This is a genomic window from Candidatus Tisiphia endosymbiont of Nemotelus uliginosus, assembly GCF_964264835.1.
Classification (GTDB): Bacteria; Pseudomonadota; Alphaproteobacteria; order Rickettsiales; family Rickettsiaceae; genus Tisiphia.
In genome coordinates, this window is sequence record NZ_OZ183485.1 from 803,274 (window position 1) to 823,671 (window position 20,398).

Annotated in this window: 18 protein-coding genes and 2 tRNA genes; 11 read left to right on the forward strand and 9 right to left on the reverse strand. The window is 36.1% G+C overall.

All coding sequences use genetic code 11. The features are described from left to right. Positions 1-79: 79 nt before the first annotated feature. From ACFELV_RS03535 to rpmG, 4 genes are all read right to left on the reverse strand, one after another. A complete protein-coding gene (locus ACFELV_RS03535) occupies positions 80-1,966 on the reverse strand; it encodes an ABC transporter ATP-binding protein (protein ID WP_375326776.1) in 1,887 nt (628 codons plus the stop codon). 389 nt (positions 1,967-2,355) lie between these two features. Further along, positions 2,356-2,430, reverse strand: a tRNA-Thr gene (locus tag ACFELV_RS03540). 273 nt (positions 2,431-2,703) lie between these two features. Continuing rightward, entirely contained in the window at positions 2,704-3,039 is a 336-nt protein-coding gene (gene rpsP / locus ACFELV_RS03545) for a 30S ribosomal protein S16 (RefSeq protein ID WP_375326777.1), read from the reverse strand. A gap of 17 nt (positions 3,040-3,056) precedes the next feature. Continuing rightward, the gene (gene rpmG / locus ACFELV_RS03550; protein ID WP_375326778.1) at positions 3,057-3,227 is read right to left on the reverse strand and encodes a 50S ribosomal protein L33; all 171 of its coding nucleotides are present in this window, start codon (positions 3,225-3,227) and stop codon (positions 3,057-3,059) included. A gap of 230 nt (positions 3,228-3,457) precedes the next feature. Between rpmG and recA the strand changes: the two genes are divergently transcribed. The 7 genes from recA (at position 3,458) to ACFELV_RS03585 (ending at position 10,229) form a co-directional block, all read left to right on the forward strand. Next, positions 3,458-4,480 (forward strand): recombinase RecA, encoded by a 1,023-nt coding sequence (recA, locus tag ACFELV_RS03555; RefSeq protein WP_375326779.1) that lies wholly within the window; start codon positions 3,458-3,460, stop codon positions 4,478-4,480. Positions 4,481-4,484: 4 nt separating this feature from the next. Beyond that, positions 4,485-5,210: a 3-oxoacyl-ACP reductase FabG gene (fabG, locus tag ACFELV_RS03560; RefSeq protein ID WP_375326780.1), complete on the forward strand. Its 726-nt coding sequence runs from the start codon at positions 4,485-4,487 to the stop codon at positions 5,208-5,210. 20 nt (positions 5,211-5,230) lie between these two features. Next, positions 5,231-6,562, forward strand: coding sequence for a glutamate--tRNA ligase (gene gltX, locus ACFELV_RS03565; protein ID WP_375326781.1), 1,332 nt, complete (start codon positions 5,231-5,233; stop codon positions 6,560-6,562). A gap of 63 nt (positions 6,563-6,625) precedes the next feature. After that, complete coding sequence (locus tag ACFELV_RS03570) at positions 6,626-7,237, forward strand: 50S ribosomal protein L25/general stress protein Ctc (protein WP_375326782.1); 612 nt, start codon at positions 6,626-6,628, stop codon at positions 7,235-7,237. 233 nt (positions 7,238-7,470) lie between these two features. Beyond that, on the forward strand, positions 7,471-8,052 hold the full coding sequence (gene pth, locus ACFELV_RS03575) for an aminoacyl-tRNA hydrolase (RefSeq protein WP_375326783.1): 582 nt from the start codon (positions 7,471-7,473) through the stop codon (positions 8,050-8,052). A 204-nt stretch (positions 8,053-8,256) separates the two neighbouring features. Further along, positions 8,257-9,354 carry a redox-regulated ATPase YchF gene (gene ychF, locus ACFELV_RS03580; protein WP_375326784.1) on the forward strand — a complete coding sequence of 366 codons (1,098 nt, stop codon included), beginning with the start codon at positions 8,257-8,259 and terminating at the stop codon, positions 9,352-9,354. Positions 9,355-9,560: 206 nt separating this feature from the next. Further along, the gene (locus ACFELV_RS03585; RefSeq protein ID WP_375326785.1) at positions 9,561-10,229 is read left to right on the forward strand and encodes a glutathione S-transferase family protein; all 669 of its coding nucleotides are present in this window, start codon (positions 9,561-9,563) and stop codon (positions 10,227-10,229) included. A 135-nt stretch (positions 10,230-10,364) separates the two neighbouring features. On the opposite strand, the gene cyaY is transcribed toward ACFELV_RS03585, so the two are convergent. Next, a complete protein-coding gene (gene cyaY / locus ACFELV_RS03590) occupies positions 10,365-10,718 on the reverse strand; it encodes an iron donor protein CyaY (protein ID WP_375326786.1) in 354 nt (117 codons plus the stop codon). Positions 10,719-11,256: 538 nt separating this feature from the next. After that, positions 11,257-11,676, reverse strand: coding sequence for a hypothetical protein (locus tag ACFELV_RS03595; protein WP_375326787.1), 420 nt, complete (start codon positions 11,674-11,676; stop codon positions 11,257-11,259). 321 nt (positions 11,677-11,997) lie between these two features. Between ACFELV_RS03595 and ACFELV_RS03600 the strand changes: the two genes are divergently transcribed. From ACFELV_RS03600 to ACFELV_RS03610, 3 genes are all read left to right on the forward strand, one after another. After that, positions 11,998-12,336 carry a tRNA-binding protein gene (locus tag ACFELV_RS03600; RefSeq protein WP_375326788.1) on the forward strand — a complete coding sequence of 113 codons (339 nt, stop codon included), beginning with the start codon at positions 11,998-12,000 and terminating at the stop codon, positions 12,334-12,336. 565 nt (positions 12,337-12,901) lie between these two features. Beyond that, positions 12,902-12,978: transfer RNA gene (locus tag ACFELV_RS03605), tRNA-Arg, on the forward strand. A 407-nt stretch (positions 12,979-13,385) separates the two neighbouring features. After that, positions 13,386-13,814, forward strand: a complete 429-nt coding sequence (locus tag ACFELV_RS03610) for a hypothetical protein (protein WP_375326789.1) — start codon at positions 13,386-13,388, stop codon at positions 13,812-13,814. 320 nt (positions 13,815-14,134) lie between these two features. Here ACFELV_RS03610 and ACFELV_RS03615 read toward each other — a convergent pair whose 3' ends face one another. Together ACFELV_RS03615 and metG are read right to left on the reverse strand one after the other, a co-directional pair. After that, a complete protein-coding gene (locus ACFELV_RS03615) occupies positions 14,135-14,632 on the reverse strand; it encodes a methylated-DNA--[protein]-cysteine S-methyltransferase (protein ID WP_375326790.1) in 498 nt (165 codons plus the stop codon). Between the two features lie 3 nt (positions 14,633-14,635). Next, positions 14,636-16,159 (reverse strand): methionine--tRNA ligase, encoded by a 1,524-nt coding sequence (metG, locus tag ACFELV_RS03620; RefSeq protein WP_375326791.1) that lies wholly within the window; start codon positions 16,157-16,159, stop codon positions 14,636-14,638. Between the two features lie 135 nt (positions 16,160-16,294). Between metG and ACFELV_RS03625 the strand changes: the two genes are divergently transcribed. Next, positions 16,295-17,788 (forward strand): carboxypeptidase M32, encoded by a 1,494-nt coding sequence (locus tag ACFELV_RS03625; protein WP_375326792.1) that lies wholly within the window; start codon positions 16,295-16,297, stop codon positions 17,786-17,788. A gap of 171 nt (positions 17,789-17,959) precedes the next feature. Here ACFELV_RS03625 and ACFELV_RS03630 read toward each other — a convergent pair whose 3' ends face one another. After that, positions 17,960-20,374 (reverse strand): putative mucin/carbohydrate-binding domain-containing protein, encoded by a 2,415-nt coding sequence (locus ACFELV_RS03630; protein ID WP_375326793.1) that lies wholly within the window; start codon positions 20,372-20,374, stop codon positions 17,960-17,962. Positions 20,375-20,398: the final 24 nt, after the last annotated feature.

Here is a 20,398-nt window from a genome sequence, read left to right on the forward strand (position 1 = left end):
AATATTTAATGAATATAATAAAATTCCTCTTATTTTGTGACATAATATCAACGGGTTGGCTATAGTAAGGGTTAATCCTTCAAGAATTGGTCTGTTCTTGGCAAAGGATTTGATAAATATCACAATTTTTTAATAATCCTTGGTGTATATCTCTGGCCACTAATTTGCCTTGATCAATCACTAATATTTCATCTGCCTGTTCTATACTAGAAATGCGGTGAGCTATAGATAAGATAGTTTTTCCTTGCATAAATTCTCGTAGCTTATCCAGCAATTTCTTTTCATTTTCACTGTCTAACGCACTCATTCCCTCATCTAATAGTAAAATTTCAGGGTTATGAAGAATGGCTCTACTAATTGCTATTTTTTGTTTCTGGCCTCCAGATAACCTAACTCCTTTTTCACCAATTGGCGTATTTAATCCGTGGGTAAGGTGTGTAGTAAAATCCATTATGCCGCTAATCTCTGCAGCTGTTATTATTTCTTGTTCGGTAGCATCAGGTTTGGCAAAGGCTATATTTGATCTAATAGTTCCTGAAAAAATACTAGAATCTTGAGGTATATAGCCAATCAGCTGTCTAATTTGTTGAGTGCTGGTTTTAGCTATATCTTGCCCCATAATTTTAATTGTCCCTTTGGTAGGCAAATAAAACTTTAATAATAATTGCATTATTGTACTTTTTCCAGCTCCTGTTCTGCCAACTATCCCAATAAATTGATTTTGACTAATTCTAAAAGATAAGTTGTTAAAGACTACAGAATCTGATCTTGAAGGGTAGGAAAAACTGACATTTTCAAACTCAATACTTACCAAATTATTGTGACTATCATTACTGAGTTGAACCGGAATAATTTGCCAAGAAGAAGGGTTAGGAAATGTTGATACTAGCGGCTCTAGTGGTATACTATTTCTTGCAAGAGGTGCAGTGATTGCAGAATCGCAAGAAGGATCAGCTAGCCTGTTTTTGATAAAAGGGGTGATTGCAAGAGGGATCATATGGTGTTTATATTGGTTGTGATCTGTAAGAGCGAAAATCCGTTCTGAGGCAGCTATAGAAGAATGTATTTCACTTAAAAGATCGAAAATTCCGCCACTACTTAGACCTGCAACAATAGCGTAGTAAATAAAGGATACCATTTGTCCTGCGGTTAAGTTTCCCTGTAATATATCTCTACTTCCTATCCAGATTACTATAGTTATAGAAAATAATATTCCTGCAATAGTTAACGCAAAAAAAATAGCTCGGATTTTAAAGCGGCTAGCAGCATATTCTAAATAACTAGAAATGTGTTTATTAAAATTTAAAATTTTATTAGGTTGTTGATTAAAAGCTTGGATAACTGCAATATTTGTTACACTTTCTTCTAAGTTAGAGGTAATATCTGCTTGTAATTGCAATACTGTTTTGGATAAGTTTCTTACATATTTACCGAATTGTATTAGTGGAAATAATAATAATGGTATAGTGAGGGTTACTATAAAGGCAAGTTTAGGGCTTTGCCAAAACATTAAAATAATGCCTCCAATTAACATTAAGGAATTACGAATAAAAAAAGAAAGAAAGTTAATAATAAGCTTAGAGAGTAATTCCATATCTGTAGTTAAGCGCGAAATAATGTCGCCTATCTTTAGTTCTTCAAAAGCAGAAATGGGTAAGTTAATTATGTTACTATAAGCTTCTTTCTTAATTTGGTTAACTACTTTTTCAGCTACCTGATTTATAAAATAAGAACGAAAGAAGCTACTGATACTAAAGATCACTATTAATGTAATAATAAATAATATGGATTGGTCAATTGATTGCAGGTAATTCTGTTTTAAGCCATTATCAACTAATTGTTTAAAACTACTACCTAATGCTAATAAAGAGATGGAGACACAGATTAAAGCTAGCATCACAATGAGCAAGTCTTTCTTATAAGGCTGTAGATATCTGAGCAGCTTATAAATAATAGGGTTGGACATAATAATCACATGTCATTTATACGAAAGGAATTTAAGTTATAGGCTCCGTTCTTTAGTCAATAGACTTCTTTTTAAAACTCTACTGGCGATGGTAATTTGGACAATGAATCTAGGCTCAAATCCTCATGTACCTTATAAGTATGCTGCGGTATTTAGCTGGGGACACTTGATTTTGCAGGATTTTTGTTGTGCTCACCTATTCTTTATATCGCTTTTGCAACCTCACCTTTAAATTCAAATGTCATCAGCTAAAGAACGAAGGTTATACTAAGTCTATTGACAATGAGGAAAAGCAGGTCACAGGTAGTGATTTACGCCCTTGATCCTCTGAGTACACAATATCAAATGATTCAGCGATGCGAAAAGGTATAATTGAGCAAAATATTAGATGGTGCCGGATGTCGGATTTGAACTGACGACCTATCGCTTACAAGGCGATTGCTCTACCACTGAGCTAATCCGGCAAAAAATGCCCCTATAACCCCAACTTAATAGCAAATATAAATAGAAGTCCAGCACTAAGTTCTATCTAGTTGGTGATTTTATTGTCAAAATGTGACCTTCCGTCGAGTAACCATCGTTTATGTTGCAGCTGCTCGGCTTCGTTTTGGCGTCAAAATCCTAAAGGGCTTTTTTGAACTATATGCAGGAAGTCTAATATAGATTTAGGATGCGAGCAGAAATTAAATAGCTTACAACATCACTAATTTAATTTTTGTCCCTCGATCCTAGCGTCTTTAAGCTTTCTTTGATTCTTTTTTAGGAGGTTTTGCTTTACGGCTTTTAATTTTTATTTCCATTTTCTTTTTTATTGAGGCTGGAAGTACTATACCCGCCTCTTCAATGAACCTTGCAACGCGCTCGGTAGGTTGCGCTCCCGTACTTAACCAATACTCTATCCGATCAGATTTGAGCACTACTCTGTCTGCATCACCGCGGACAAGCATGGGGTTATAAGTACCTACTTTCTCTAGGAAGTCTCCATCTCTAGGGGCTGTGGCATTTGCTACAACTACTCTATAGTGAGGGCGCTTTTTTGCTCCGCCTCTTGCCAAACGTATTTTTGTTGCCATAATAACTTATCTATTAACTATTTAATCTTTTCTTCTTTAAAAGGGACATGCTTCCTGACTTTAGGATCATATTTCCTAAATGATAATTTCTCAGTTTGAGTTTTAGGATTGCGCTTTTTTACCAAAAAATACCCTGTACCCGCAGTACTTACAAGCCTTACTAAAACATTTTTATTCTTTTTAGCCACGGTGACCCAACTTTTTTCTAATTTTTCTTCATAAACCGCTGCTCATGATAAAAGTATGAGCACAAATAGTCAAGAGTAAAATGTATTTTCTATATATACTTACTTCGAGAATATGATTGTCCTTAAATATAATAGGTGTTTTTGTCTATATCAATCTATAATTTAGGTAGATTTCCTTTAGATGTTACTTTATAAATTTAATCTAAATATTTTAAGAAAATGAAATAATTATGGATAAAGAAAAAGCTCTTCAGGCTGCCTTAAGCCAAATTGAAAAAAATTATGGCAAAGGCTCTGTTATGAAGCTCGGTCAACGCCGTGCTGTAAATATAGAAGCAATACCTACCGGTTCTCTAGGACTTGATATTGCTCTAGGTATTGGGGGGTTACCCAAAGGACGCATTATAGAAATCTTCGGACCAGAAAGTTCAGGGAAAACCACCTTGACTCTTCATGTAATTGCCGAATCTCAAAAACAAGGTGGTACTTGTGCTTTTATTGATGCTGAACATGCCCTGGATCCAACATACGCTAAAAAGCTTGGCGTGAATATTGATGAACTTATCATCTCTCAGCCAGATACAGGAGAACAAGCATTAGAGATAGCGGATACTTTAGTACGTTCTGGTGCTATTGATATGATCGTAATAGATAGCGTAGCCGCCCTAGTGCCTAAAGCTGAAATAGAAGGAGAAATGGGGGATTCACATATGGGGCTCCAAGCTAGATTAATGAGCCAAGCCTTGAGAAAATTAACTGCGTCTATTTCTAGAACTAATTGTATTATCATTTTCATTAATCAAATTAGGATGAAAATAGGAGTAATGTTTGGCAGCCCGGAAACTACCACAGGAGGCAATGCTTTAAAATTCTATGCTTCAATTAGGTTAGATATTAGAAAAATTTCAACGATTAAGGATAAAGAAGAGTTAATTGGTAGTCAAACTAAAGTTAAGGTAGTAAAAAATAAAGTGGCGCCACCATTTAAAACTGCTGATTTTGATATTATATACGGCCAGGGCATTTCTAAGGAAGGAGAAATAATTGATTTAGGAGTAAAATTAGAAATAATAGAAAAATCAGGGTCCTGGTTTTCCTATAAGGAAATTAGAATAGGGCAGGGGAGAGAAAATGTTAAACAATATTTAAAAGATCATCCAGATATTTGCAATGAAATTCAACAAATAATTAGGCAAAAATCTGCTCATACTAATAATGTTATTTTTGATACTGAAATAATTGAAGAGGAATAGTAAAATGATAGATTTGATAGGTAAAATATCCTTAGTTACTGGAGCAACAGGAGCTATCGGAGGAGCAATAGCTAAATTATTGCACCTATTAGGTAGCCATGTAATAATCAGTGGTAGCGATAAAGAAAAATTGTACGAATTGGGAGAAGTATTGCAAGAGAATTATACAATTGCGGTATGTAATCTTACTAATACTGAGGAATGTAGTAGTTTAGTGGCGAGTCTTGAAAAACTTGATATCTTGATTTGTAATGCTGGTATTACTAAAGATATGTTAGCAATCAAAATGACCAATGAGATGTTTGATCAAGTGATTGAGGTAAATTTAAAAGCTAACTTTATTCTCAATCGTGAAGCAATAAAAAAAATGCTGAAAGAACGTTATGGTAGGATCATTAATATAGCTTCGGTCGTTGCGGTGTCTGGAAACCCAGGACAAGCAAATTATTGTGCTTCCAAAGCCGGACTGATAGGGATGACCAAAGCCTTAGCATTGGAAGTAGGGGCTAGAGGCATTACTGTTAACGCTATTGCGCCAGGCTTTATCAAATCCCATATGACTGATAAGTTAAATGAGGCCCAAAAAGCAGCCATCATGCAGAAAATTCCTCTTAAGGCTTTTGGAGAACCAGCAGATATAGCAAATATAGTCGCGTTCCTTGCTAGCGATAAAGCTTCCTACATTACAGGACAAACTATTCATGTCAATGGTGGGATGTTAATGGTGTAGAATTAAAGGGAATAGTTAGTATGAAAACAATTATTACAAGATTTGCTCCATCTCCTACAGGGATATTACATATAGGTAATAGTAGAACAGCCTTGATAAATTGGTTATATGCTAAAAAGCATAATGGAAAATTTATTTTAAGGTTTGATGATACCGACTTTGAACGTAGTAAAGATGAGTATAAAAAAGCAATTGAAGAAGATTTACGATTCTTAGGACTTTACTGGGATCAAGCCTTTTCTCAATCTACTCGCCTTAGCAGGTATGAATCTATCAAGACATTATTAGTGCAAGCAAATAGGTTGTACCCTTGTTTCGAAACCCCAGAGGAGCTTGGATTAAAGCGAAAATTGCAATTATCGCAAGGATTACCGCCCGTTTATGATAGAGCTGCTCTGCAGTTGACGCAAGACCAAATAAGCAATTATATCAGGCAGGGCAAAAAGCCACATTACCGATTCTTAGTATCTCATAGTACTATCAGTTGGCAAGATATGATTAAGGGGGAAATAAGATATGAGGGTAAAAATTTGAGTGATCCTATAGTAGTGCGCGAAGATAATAGTATGACTTATATGTTGTGTTCAGTGATTGATGATATTGATTATTCTATTACTGATATTATTAGGGGAGAAGATCATGTGACTAATACAGCAATTCAGGTACAAATGTTTGAGGCGCTAGGGGCCAAAGTGCCCAATTTGGCCCATCTAAGTTTGGTGGTAGCGCGTGATGAGAAAATCTCAAAAAGGTTAGGGGGGTTCGATATTGCTGCCTTGCGAGATAAAACTTGCTTAGAGCCTATGGCTATTAACAGCTATTTTAGCTTACTTGGTTCTTCCCTACCTATTACGCCGTTTAAAACGCTAGCCGATTTGGTTAAGAGTTTTGAGATAAGTAGTATGTCGAAAAGCCCTACTACTTACTTGCCGGAAGAATTAGAACGCTTAAATCATAAGTTATTAATTAGCCTTAGTTTTGAAGCAGTGAAAGATCGTTTATCCGAAATTGGTTGTGAGCAAGTAAATGAACAGTTTTGGTTAATGGTGAGATCTAATTTACAGAAATTACCTGAAATAAAGGAGTGGTGGAATATTTGCTATACTCCATTCAAGAAGGAAGGGTTAGATAAAGATTTTTTAAAACAAGCTGCTGATCTATTAGAGGATAAACCTATCACCCTAGATAGTTGGAATATTTGGACTAAGAAAATTATGGAAGTTACAGGGACAAAAGGGAAAGAGGTATTCTTGCCTTTGAGATTGGCAGTAACTGGGAAGCAATCGGGACCTGAAATGTCTGCTATCTTGCCGCTGCTCAGTAGAGAGGAAATTATAAAACGTCTAAATTAATACTTGTATTTTTACACAATTAGTACTATCATTGCACAGTTTAAAAGCCCTTAGGAGAAAAGGATGAGCGAAGTATTAGAACTTAAAGCAACTATACGAGAGAAGTTTGGTACAGGTAGTGCACGAGACCTACGTAGTAAAGGGTATGTACCGGCGGTGGTGTATGGGGCTGGAAAAGAAGTACTAGCCATTACGGTGGCAGAAAAAGAAATAACAAAACATTATAGAAAACCTGGCTTTATTTCAACAGTGGTGCAGTTAAAAATAGATAATAATATTTATAAAGTATTGCCAAAAGCTGTACAGTTACATCCTATCACTGATATAGTGCGGCATGTAGATTTTGTGCATTTAGAGGCAAAAACCCAAAAAATGGAAGTACCAGTAATTTATGAAGGGAGAGATAGAGCATTAGGGGTTAAAAGAGGAGGATTTTTTAATATTATTAAAAGAACTATACCTCTTCTATGTGATGTTAATAATATTCCTAAAAATATCACTATTGATGTTACTAATATGCATATAGGACAATCGTTGAAAGCAAATAGGATAGTACTACCGAAGGGTAGTGAAATGGTATGTAAAAATGATTTTATCCTTGCAACTATTATCGGCCGTAAGGGAAGTAAAACCGAGGGGGAGGAGACTGCGACCAATGAGGTCAAAGCTAAGTAAGGATATTTTTATATGGACCTCCTCTGTCATCTTGCTATATAAATCATTCAAGGCTGGTTAAAAATTGTATCTTGCAGCTGAAAATCAAATCAGCCCAGTTCAAAATTTATTGCGAGGAGGCTTTCTTAAGCTATACGCGCGCAATCCATAACACGATTTAGTAGATATATTTTTTCTGGATTGCTTTGCTGCGCTCTCAATGACGTTTGTGAGGGTGCAACTTGTGGTTATTTATGAAACTTGTCGTTGGGTTAGGCAATACAGGAATTGATTATCAAAATACTCGTCACAATGCTGGCTTTAGCGCCGTAGATTTTTTATCGCATCATTATGACTTACCTTGGGCTATTAAGCCGAAATTTCATTCAGAACTTGCTCAAGGGGTAATAGGAGAACATAAAATATTAGTAGCTAAACCATTAACTTATATGAATTTATCGGGGATAGCAGTACAGACGATACGTTTATATTATGGTATTAAACCGCAAGATATTTTTGTTTTGCATGATGATATTGATTTAGAAGTTGGGCGAATTAAATATAAGTTAGGGGGTGGTCACGGTGGACATAATGGTTTAAAATCTTTAGATCAACATATAGGGAATAATTACCACAGGGTCAGAATTGGGGTCGGTAGACCTTTGCTCCATCAGAATGTGGCAAATTATGTTCTTGCTCCTTTTACTAAAGAAGAGAGTAAAATTATTGGTCGTTCTATTAAAATAGTAATAGATAATTTTCATTTTTTATTTTCTCAGGAATGGGAAAAATTTAACAATGGAATGATTAGACAGGATGCCAACATATCACCTTAATTAACCTGAATTCGAGGTCACAAGTGACATCAAATTTCAGAGAAATATATAGAAACAATCAGGTTTAAAGTGGTTTTACACCTAATTGTTAAAATATAACATAAGTTAAAATGCATACGAAGAACTGCTGCGAATATGCATTTTTCCTTATATCAAATTGAGGTTAATTAGGTTCTGCGAACAGAAATATTATAAATCAAGATTATGACATTGAAATGTGGTATTGTGGGGTTGCCAAATGTGGGTAAGTCGACATTATTTAATGCTTTAACTTCAAGTATTGCAGCTGAAGCAGCTAATTATCCTTTTTGTACTATAGAGCCTAACATAGGAATAGTACCTGTACCTGATATTCGCCTGAAAAAATTAGCCTTGATTGCGGGTTCAAGTAAAATTATCCCAACTTATATAGAATTTGTTGATATTGCTGGATTAGTAAAAGGAGCTAGCAAAGGGGAGGGACTTGGTAATAAATTTTTATCTCATATTCGAGAAGTTGATGCTATTTTGTATGTATTACGTTGTTTTGAGGATATAGATATTACTCATGTTCATAATAAAATTGACCCTATAAATGATGCTGAGATAATAGAGACAGAATTAATTTTTGCAGATCTTGAATCAGTAGAAAAACGGCTGGTAAATGCGCAGAAGCGTGTTAAGGGTGGTGATAAAGCGTTAAAAGGCACAATCGAGCTATTACAAGAAGTGCAAGATAGTTTGAGTAGAGGCAGGCCAGCGCGTAGTCTTATAGGTGCTTATAGCAAAGCAGATCTAGACTCATTACAACTATTAACATCTAAGCCAGTTTTATATGCCTGTAATGTGCTAGAAAAAGATGCAGTTTTAGGGAATAAATTTACTGAATTGGTTGCAAAAAAGATACAAGCAGAAAATGCCAAATATGTCATTATTTCATCAAAAATTGAAGCAGATATTGCAGTGTTAGATAATGAAATAGAGAAGGTAGAGTTTTTAAATAGTATAGGTTTACATGAGCCGGGCTTGCATAAAATTATTAAAGAGGTATATAATTTATTAGATTTAAAAAGCTTTTTTACTGTAGGACCCCAAGAGACTCATGCTTGGGCTTTTAATAATAGTACGGTAGCTGCGAAAGCAGCAGGGATAATACATACTGATTTTGAAAAAGGTTTTATTCGGGCTGAAATTATTAGTTATAATGACTATATAAATGCAGGGGGGGAAGTAAAAGCCAAGGAACTGGGGAAAATCCGTCTAGAAGGAAGAGATTATCAAATGCAAGATGGCGATATAGTATATTTCCGTTTCAATGTTTAAATAGACTTCTTGCGAAACTCGACTGGCGATGGTAATTTGTCCGTCGAATCTAGGCTCAAATCCTCACTACTACTGCCGTACGCTGCGGTTTGAAGCGAGGAGCTTTCTTCACAAATTCCCTACCAGAAGTGAGTTCTAAAAGAAGTCTAATGTCTATTATAAAATATTGAGGAGAATCATTATTTGAGTTGTAAAAAAGAGGTGGAGTGAGAAAATTATACCATTATCCTATTTGTGCATTATCGCGTCAAGTCCGGGTATTTTTAAAGGAATTAGATGCTCCTTTTACTATAATAAAAGAAGATTATTGGCAAAAAAATAAGAGATTTTTATTACTTAATCCTGCTGGAACACTGCCAGTATTACAAGAAGCATCGACATTAATTATCGCAGGAATTTACCCCATTACAGAATATTTAAATGAGAAATATCCTAATTTTAATTTAATGGATGAAGACGCGGAAGTTAGAGGAGAAATTCGGAGATTGCTTAGTTGGTTTAATGACAAATTTTATCTAGAAGTAACAAAAATAATTGTAGACGAGAAAATAGTAAGGCCGTCTTGTCAACTGGAAGGGCCACGTACGGCTTTCTTAAGAGCTTGTAAAAATAATTTATCTCATCATCTAAGTTATATATCTACTTTATTAGAGAGTCGGAGCTTTATTGCTTCAAATACTCTCAGTTGTGCGGATATAGCAGCTGCCTGTCATATATCAGTTTTGGACTATTTTGGAGAGCTGAATTGGGATAAATGGTTAACAGTAAAACACTGGTATGCTATAGTCAAATCTCGGCCTAGCTTTCGCTCGTTGTTACAAGACCATATTCCAGGTTTTATTCCCCCTGCTTGGTATGTTGATTTAGATTTTTAATTATTATACCATTTCCGAAAACTAATTATCTACGTTCGTCGTACTGCATGATCTTCTGCTCCTCATGTATACGTCTGTACGCGCAGGTAGCGGGCACTCGTACTCCTAGTGCTAATTTAGTTTTGGGCAATGGTATTATATTGAATTTAGTTGGCTCATAGTAGGAAGAATCTTGTCACAAATTTGTAGTTTTGAAAAATTAATGTTTAGTTCTTGCTCTAGGATAAGCATTAAATCATCATTGGTTTTTGTTTGCCACTTACCATTAAGATAATAGAAATGATACGGGCCACTAATTGGAGAGGAGAGCCAAATTTCTTTTGCTGCAGAATGTTTATTAATCACAAATATTCCTTGAGTAGTAGTAATGTGTAAAAGGTCATTTTGAAAATCAATTTCTAGAAGACATTTATCATCTTCTACTTCAATTGTATCAGCAATTAATGCTATAGTTCGTTCTGCTAATCTTGAAAATTTACTATTATCCATTCTGTGATCCTGCATCTATTTGAATTAAGAGTAAAAGTAAAGTATATTTTAATGCAAAATTTTAATAAGTCTATCCAAAAAAGTACCTAAAAAATTTTGCCAACACCAACCTAGGGAGGTGACTTAAAGTATCAATAGACCTCTTTCGAAATTCTACTTCTATGGGTAATTTGGACAATGAATCTAGGCTCAAATCCTCACATACACGCATAGTACGCTGCGGTTTTGCGCTTGCGAGAGCCTTCTTCAAATTCCCCACTAGAAGCGAGCTCTAAAAGAAGTCTAATACCATTTCCCAAAACTAAATTAGCACTAGGAGTACGAGTGCCCGCTACCTGTGCGTACAAACGTATCACACTACTGGACAAACGTATACGTGAGGAGCAGAAGATCATGCAGTACAACGAACGTAGATAATGAGTTTTCGGAAATGGTATTACAGCATAAAAATGCTAATATAAAGTAATTTGAATATACTCCCTTAAACTTATAATACAAGTCTGTTTTTTCCTCTCTCCTTATAGTTTGATGCATGGTATTATATTTTACGTTTCCATAGTTTATTAAACATTCTTTGTCCAAAATAGAAACTAATGATACCTGCGAAGATTGCTTGGTCATCTATATTCCATAAAATATCAATATATTCTATAAGTAGAGTAGTATTTTTGATAGTTTTATATTGTAAGTATTTTACGCCTGCATACATAATAAAAAAACTATAGGCTAGGATAGGGCGGACTGATCCATTCAAAGCGTCAACCCAATGTACTCCTGATTTATAGGTGGAATATAGAATATTATTCTCAGCTACTTCTTTTACCATATTTAGTTTGGTTAATCGCTTATTATGTCCCAGTTTATAATTTTCAATCTGTCGATCTAAAATATTTAGTTCGTGCTTTTTGTCTTTCTGTTCTTTAAAGATTTTTAAGATTTCTGGAATAATAGAGCTCATAAAACCTGTTATTGACGCTAAGAGTGTAATCATAAGAATACCTGTGGGATGTATTAAGTTGTTGTGATCTATATAGTATACGGAAATTTCCCTGGTCACTAATAGTGGGATATGAAATTTTCTCATAATCTCTATTAAACTAAGATTTGCTCATACCAAATCATACGAGTCTATTATTAGCTCCGATTTACTAAAATTAGAGGTTTAAATATTTATATATAAATATTTATGAGTTTGTAAATATCCGTTGTGTTGTGTTCATAAGGAGATATAATATACTCCATTAAATCTTTGAACACTCTATAAAAAAACAAGCAAAGTATGAATACTATCACGTATGAAGAATTTGAGAAGGTGGAATTACGTTCCGGCACTATTACTAAAGTCGAGACATTCTCTAGAGCACACAAACCAGCTTTTAAAGTGTGGGCTGATTTCGGGGGTGAAATAGGGGTGCTCCAAACCTCCGCACAAATAACAAAACATTATACTCCTGAGACATTGGTGGGCCAAATAATTGTTGGATGTGTAAATTTAGGCGAGAAAAATATCGCGGGTTTCGTATCACAGTTCTTATTAGTTGGGTTTGCAGATGCAAATAATGATATATGTTTAATTAAAGTGGAACCAGTGGTGCCAAATGGTCAGAAGATGTGTTAGTGTCATGTCATAAATGCTGATTTACAATTTTATCAACAAAAAGCGATATAAACCCTAGCAAAGTGCTATCTTTAAACCAGTCATAACCAAGAAGTTCAAATAACCACTGGCCGTTAACAACAGCTTTTTTTGTTGACAGTAACGTCAGTTTATTAGTATAATATGAGAGTTTTAATAGGGATGTAGTTTGATACCTAATATGGGTCTTATACCATTTCCGAAAACTAATTATCTACGTTCGTCGTACTGCATGATCTTCTGCTCCTCACGTATACGTCTGTACGTGGAGGTAACCGACACTCGTGCTCCTAGTGCTAATTTAGTTTTGGGAAATGGTATTACACATTATTCAGGGTTGCAGAGTTGCTTACCATTCTGGTTTATATATTTCTTTGCATTGCTAAGATAGTTTTCATTTTGCCTATGCTGGACCACGCACTAAGTATAGCGTACCCTCTTATCATTGCAAAAAGGCATAACTTTGAACAAAATAATTTTAAACATAGAATTGCTTAGCGCAGTGACAAGGAAGACAATAAGCTTTTTTGATCATATTATCTATATAGCACCCGTAGCTCAATTGGATAGAGTATATGACTACGGATCATAAGGTTAGGGGTTCGACTCCTCTCGGGTGCGCCATTCTTCAATTTTAGTGCATTTTACGAATGCGTCAAATTAGGGACGTAGCATAAAGTTCAGCTTCCCGTCTTTTAATTTCAGGTTAGCAAATACAAAATTTAGCAATTTACGTTTTTCCTCCTTAGTTGAACCTTTGAAAGTTTCTAGCGTTCCGCGTCTTCTTCAAACTCTCTACCAGAAGCGAGCTCTAAAAGAAGTCTATTGCTATAGGGACTTGTTGACATTTTTCTCTTAATAATATCATTATTTGTACCATGATACAACTATTGTAATGATATACTGCCGTATACTAAGGCAATTCTCAACAGACTCGCAGTAGAATAAAAGGGTAAGAAATTAAAAAGAGTAGAAATTTTTATAAATGAATAGTAAAAGAAAATGGCAATTAACTAAATAATAGAGAAGTAATGAGGAACAAGAAACAAGAAACTGAATTAAAAGAAAAATTAACCCTGAATATTTCATGTAAAGATTTAATCAATATTCTTATTGATCAGAGTTTCCTTAGAGATCATGATTATTGTGCTAACTATCCAGAAAAAGACAATAGCCTTGTATCTGATCCTATCGCCAGGGAGAAAGTACTAGATTTTTTACAGTTAATTGATACGTCACCAAAAGATATAGATCAGGACACAAAAGAGCATGATAGTAATAACCTTACGGGTGCGGATAAGAATAGCTGGCAAGAAAAGTTAAATCGATATAAGCCCAAAGACGTTAAGTGGGCTATAGAAATGGTATATGTTTGTGCTTCTGTTACAGCCGAGTTGACGCAGGATCCCACGGCGTTAGAATTAATGGGTAACTTTTCTGAGAACACCTACTTACAATAGTCAAGTCAGCTTAACACAAACTAGCATACTCATACCAAATTGTTTTCTTCACATTAGGTGGTCGTATTTCAGGATTCGTCGTGCTCGCCTAGAGATACTAGGTGCCGCGCGCTTCACCACTCATATTCCTACTACTGTCTTGCAAGCAATTTGGTATCAGTTGCTTTTTCAAGAATTGTTTTGTCTTGTTATCCAGGATTTAGCTATACTTATGTACTAGTATATTGCTTCCGCGCGCCTACGGCCACTGGCAAATAAAATTAGGGTTCTGGTAATCAAATGAGTATATAATCAATATTCTATTAATCTTAAAACTATTGTTAAATAGACGAGACGATTCCACTCTCTAAATTTAACAGTTTTTGTTTAATAGCTAAGCCCGCAGCATAGCCAGTGAGCCTGAAATTACTGCCTATCACTCTATGGCATGGTACTATAATTGATAAGTTATTGCGGGAGATAGCGTTTGCTACTGCGCGAAATGCATTAGGTGCTGAGATTAAATCAGCAATTGCTTTATAACTTAAAACTTGGCCATATGGTATGCTGCAAAGTCTAGACCATACTTTTTTTTGAAAATCAGTGCCTATAAAATTATAAGGAATGGTAAACTCTTTCCTCCGGTTACTTAGATATTCGGTTAGTTCTGTATAAGTTTGACTGAATATACTTAACTGGCCCTGTTCATAATCTTTAATATTGGGTGTGGCTGCATGCTTTTGCCCTGCAAAATATAGGCCAGTAAGAGCAGTACCATCTGAAGTTAATAATATTGTGGATATTGGTAAATTAATATATTGATATATTATTTTGGGCATGAATCAACCTACTCTTGGAAATACCACCATGGGCATATTAATATTGCTTCCTGGCTGTAGAGCATAGTTTCTAGTTAAATGTTTCCATAATCTATCATCTAATGGAACCCCTAATTGATCAAGCATTTTACTAGCAGAATCAGGAACAAATGGTTGTAACATTATAGCGATATATCTTATTAATTCTAGCAAGGTATATAAAATTTCAGACATTTTATCGTGGTTGGTGGCTGTTAAATTCCAAGGTGCTTCTTGATCAATATATATATTTGCTTCGTCAGCTAAGTTAATAATACTTGCTAGGGCCGCATTAATATCAAATGAGCTCATCAATGAGGAATTTTTTAACGCTGATTCCTCCACTCTGAGCATTAAGGGTAAATCATAAATTTTATTTAGGGTAGCAGCACTGATTAATGGGATTTTGCCTTCATTATTTTTATAGATCAAAGTTAATGTTCTCTGTAACAAATTACCGATCTTGTTAGATAATTCGCTATTGACTCTATTAATAAAATTATTTCGGGAAAAGTTTCCATCCGATCCTAGTATTACTTCGCGAATTAAATAGAATCTTACGGGGTCTAGGCCAAACTCATCTATTAATTTTAGAGGATCAATAACATTTCCTAAAGATTTAGAGATTTTCTGCCCCTCATTAGTCCACCATCCATGTGCCATTATGCTCTTAGGAGGCTCAAGCCCGGCAGCCATAAGAAAGGCAGGCCAGTATACTGCGTGAAAACGTAAGATATCTTTCCCCATGACATGCACATCAGCTGGCCAAAACTTATTATAATTACCTTGGGTATCTGGGTATCCTAGCGCAGAAATATAGTTAGTAAGAGCATCCAACCATACATATATCACATGCTCCTCATGATTTGGGACTTTAATACCCCATTCGAAAGTAGAACGCGAAATAGAGAGATCATGAAGGTCAGATTTAACAAAGCTAATTACTTCATTATATCGCGTCACTGGTTTAATAAAATTAGGGTTATTGGAATAAAACTCCAGCAATTTATCTTGCCACTTTGACAGGCGAAAGAAGTAACTTGGTTCTTCTACCCACTCAACAGGAGCACCAGTAGGAGCTAGTCCATCTACTATTTCAGAGGCATTATAAAACGCTTCATCACGCATGGAATACCAACCATTATAAGAGCTAAGATAAATATTACCGCTACTGACTAATTGTTGCCATAAATGTCTTACTGATTGCTTATGGCGTGCTTCTGTAGTCCTGATAAAATCATCATTAGAGATATTCAGGGATAACATTAAATTACGAAAATGCTGGGAAACTTGATCAGTAAATTTTTGTGGCTCCATATTACGGGCAATCGCCGCTTTTTCTACCTTTTGTCCATGTTCGTCAGTACCGGTTAAGAACTTGACGTCTCTCCCTAATAGTCGCATAAATCTGGCCATGACATCAGACACTACGCTAGTATACGCATGCCCTATATGAGGGACATCGTTCACATAGTAAATAGGGGTGGTGATATAGTAGGTATTTTGCATAATAAAAATAACTTTATGAGTTGCTCTTTGTTAGGGTGGCGTGATATTTGTATATCGAATTGAGATTATTATTAACTATATAATATTTTTCATTAATTAAGTATACTATAAAAATCATTTGAATCAGGGTAATAAATGAAAAATTATATTTTATTAAAACAAGAATTAGAGAAAATCTCGCATATCGATAATGTGATTTCGGTGCTTTATTGGGATATTTCAGTGAATATTCCAGTAGGGGCAATTAATAGTAGAACTAAAGAAATAGCGTATTTATCTTCTTTAACACATTCTATATTAACATCAAGTAAATTAGGAGAATTAGTCGACTCTTGTACTCAAGATGCCGAGTTGTTGGATGAATGGCAATTAGCTAATGTGCAAGCAATAAAAAAATCTATTATTGAGTCTAAATGTATAGATGAGGATTTAAGAACAAAATATATTATGGCCAGTACCAAATGTGAAATGATTTGGCGGGAGGCTAGACAAAACAATGATTATCAGTTACTTAAACCTTATTTACAGTCAGTATTAGATTATACCAAAGAAATGGCGCAAGCTAAAGCTCCTACGTTAAATTGTAGTGCATATGAGGCTTTGGTAGATAAATATGATCCAGGTCGTAAGTCGGAAGACATTAGGAAAGTGTTTAATGAGATCAAAACTACCCTACCTACCTTAATTGATCAGGTAATTGCAAAGCAAAGCAATGACAAAGTGTTGCCAATGACCAAACCTATTAGTAAAGATTTACAAAAACTAATCGCCAAAGGATTAATGGAGATCATGGAATTTAACTTTACTACTGGTAGATTAGATGAATCAGCCCATCCATTTTGTGGAGGTACACCTTATGATATAAGATTAACCAATCGATACAATGAATATAATATTATTTCTGGCATAATGGGAGTGATTCATGAAACAGGTCATGGATTATATGAATATAATCTACCTACACCATATAAAAATCAACCTGTGGGAAACGCGAAAGGTATGGCAATTCATGAAAGCCAATCCTTGTTTATGGAAATGCAAGTAGGACGTTCAAGGGAATTCTGTGAATTCTTAGCTACCTTGCTGAGAGATGAATTTAATTTGCAAGGAGCAGAATATAGTGCTGATAATCTTTACAAATTAGTTACTAGAGTGTCCAGGAGTTATATTAGAGTAGAGGCTGATGAAGTTACTTATCCTTTACATGTGATTATTAGATTTGAGCTGGAAGAAGCATTAATTAAAGGGGAATTATCATTAGATGATTTACCATATTATTGGAACAATAAGATGCACGAATATGTAGGGGTTAGGCCGAAAAATGATAGAGAAGGATGTTTACAAGATATTCATTGGCCGATGGGCAGTTTTGGTTATTTTCCTTCTTATACTAATGGAGCGATTATTGCCTCTATGCTAATGCACCAAGCACAAATAAAAAATAGTAATATCAAGGCAGAAATAATTGGAGGAGATTTCAGTAATATCAATCATTTCTTAAATAATAATATTAGAAAATATGGCTCATTAAAAACTACTAGTAAATTGCTTGAGGATGCGACAGGTAAGGCAGAGGTGCAGCCTCAGATATTTTTAACCTATTTAAAACAGAAATATTTAACTGATTAGAGAGATAAGATCTTAATTGACGCGTCAACTTTCTGCCTATGTCTTACTTTTGAGGATCTTTACTTATCCTTATGAGGCCAATGCATCATAAGGATAAGTAATCTCAAGCTTTCCCCATCAAGAGGAAAATTGTAATATACAAAGAGAATATAAACCCTCTTTAGTATTATGTTATAGTTCCATTGTCGGGGCCATATCTATACCCTGGGTTGCGCCTAGCACATCTAGTATTTGCGTTGTTGCAGCTGGCAAAATGTTACTAGAGTTGGCTTGACTCATAGCAGAGATATCATGCTCATGTGGTTCTAAGTCTTTTTGTAGCTGAACCAAATTAATTTTTTTACTACTCTGGACAGTAAGTTTATCGCTTGGTGCGGCATTGTTAGTTGGAATGCAATCAGCGTATTTCTCTAACAATTCTTCACGTTGTGGGCTGGTAAAGGTATCAATTGCCAAATAGATGTCATCCTTGGGACCAGCAAAGCTAGCATTAAGCATTAAGGGGTCGCCACGCAGCGCTGCTGCTGCCTTCTCCAGACACAGCAGCAATGAGTCTTGCGAATCCTTGCCCAGTGCCTCATTCTTTAAGCCGCTTGGCGTGATCTCCAGAATATTAGTTTTGCTCTGCAGATCGAGTATACTATCAGAGGATGGTCTCGAATGCATGCCAGCTGACAGATTATCGTTATAAATCTCGATTTTATCACCGAAGGAGAATGAAATCTCGTCGTGGCTTAACGTGGCATTGGCACCCGGTATAGCTTTGCTGAACTTCTCTACATTAACTTTATTACGTACCACCACTTGTGAATAGTTCGGGACTTGATGTTCAATGTTTGGATTTTGGCTAACGACATCCATCATTACCTTACCTTTAGAGTGATCTACCCGCACGGTAGCAATCAACGCATATCCCAAGCCCAAAATATCGATTGTTTGGTTTGCTAGGGGTGAGCCGATTTTGTGTACAAAATCCACTTGCTGTTGGTTGTGGTCATCTTGTTTTACTACTAGGTAGTTGCTCTGTATGTCGTACTTTTTGTCTTTACCGGTTGGCAGGCGCATAGTGTAAACACCAATTGGCAGTTTACCCAGTGCCAGATCCTGACTGTTGATTGGCAGTTCCGCTGCTTCACGGCCCCCATCCCACAGGATCAGATTTTCACCAGAAATTTGCCTGAAATCATCAATGTTCAGCCGCAGCTTCACGTCGTTCTTTATTCCGGAGAATCGTAATTGCTGAACATCCACTAGGTTAAAGGGGGTGATCAGATGCAATTCTTGCTGCAACTCAGTCAACTTAGGTTCTTGCACTAGTTGATTTAGCGGGTAAACAGCCTTGGCGTGACTGAGACTGTTGTGCCCACGCTGGAATGGTGTGAGGTAGCCTTTTACTAATTGCACAAACGGTGTTACGTCTACTTGGTTTCCTGCAACAGCAAAGCTTGCTGAAAGCATATCGAGCAGTTCGTGATCTTCTCTTACAAAGTCGCTGCTATTGCTGAGTAGGCGATATTGCTGGTTGAAGTGCGTAAAGGCATTCAAGCCTGCTTTTTCTACCATCATCATCATAAAATGAAGCTTGGTTAGTGCGTCCCATTCATTCAATGGCTTGCCAGTGTTAATAAAATCGGGGATGTCTTTCTCTAATCTCGGGTCGCGCATCCATCCTACTTCTTTGTATTTGCGGTCTCCCAATGTCATCTTCTGATAGGAGGCAGCATAAATATTGGTACCTATGTCTACGGCACCATAACCCAAATCCCTGCTCGGAATCCCGACCTCAAGGGTATGGCCAGCTTCATGGAGGATAGCCCACTGATCCCCCGGCGGAAGCCAGGTGTCTATAAGACTAGGGTAAGGGTCTGCTATCCATTTGGAATCGGAATAAAAAGCTCCAGCGCCTTTATCCTCCTTGAAAAAATAACGGTTAGCAATATTAAGATCAGTAGGCCGCTGTGGTTCAAACGAGAGCCCAGCCCACTCATTGTAGTGAGAGAAAATATCTGTGTAATAATCAATTAGCCCATCTATATTATCTACCTTATCTGCAGCCTTATTATCTGCTTTACCTATAGACTTTAAGTAGTCTTTGTCGGCGCTGGGCACCAAAATCATTGCATATTGTGAGTCTATTAATGCGAATTCGGCATTTTGTCTATCCCAGAGAGTAAAAAATTCACTTTCATTCTCCCCTTTATGGTACACCGGTAGCGTTTTTGCGATATCTGGGTATTCGAATTCCACTGCCGGGATTATAGGGCTATGTGGGCTAGCGGTATATGGAGTGTCAATAAATGGCACTGACGCCGCCTTAGCACTAACTTCCACCCAATCGCTACCAAAAGAGACCCAGCTTTCCGTTTGGGTACCATCACTGAGCTTGGTACCGTCATTGAGCAAACGTAAAGTCAGTTTATCAGTAAAGTCTTTATTAGTCTGACGTACTTTAATGACTTGTTCTGCGTCTAGAATAATGCCCAAATGTTGGCGATCGTTATCAACACCTTTGCCCATTCCTGCTTTTGCCAACCAGGTAGGACGTTGCAACGTGGTAATTTGTTGTGACTTAGTTATAATGCCCATAATATTTTCCTCCTTGCCAAAGAT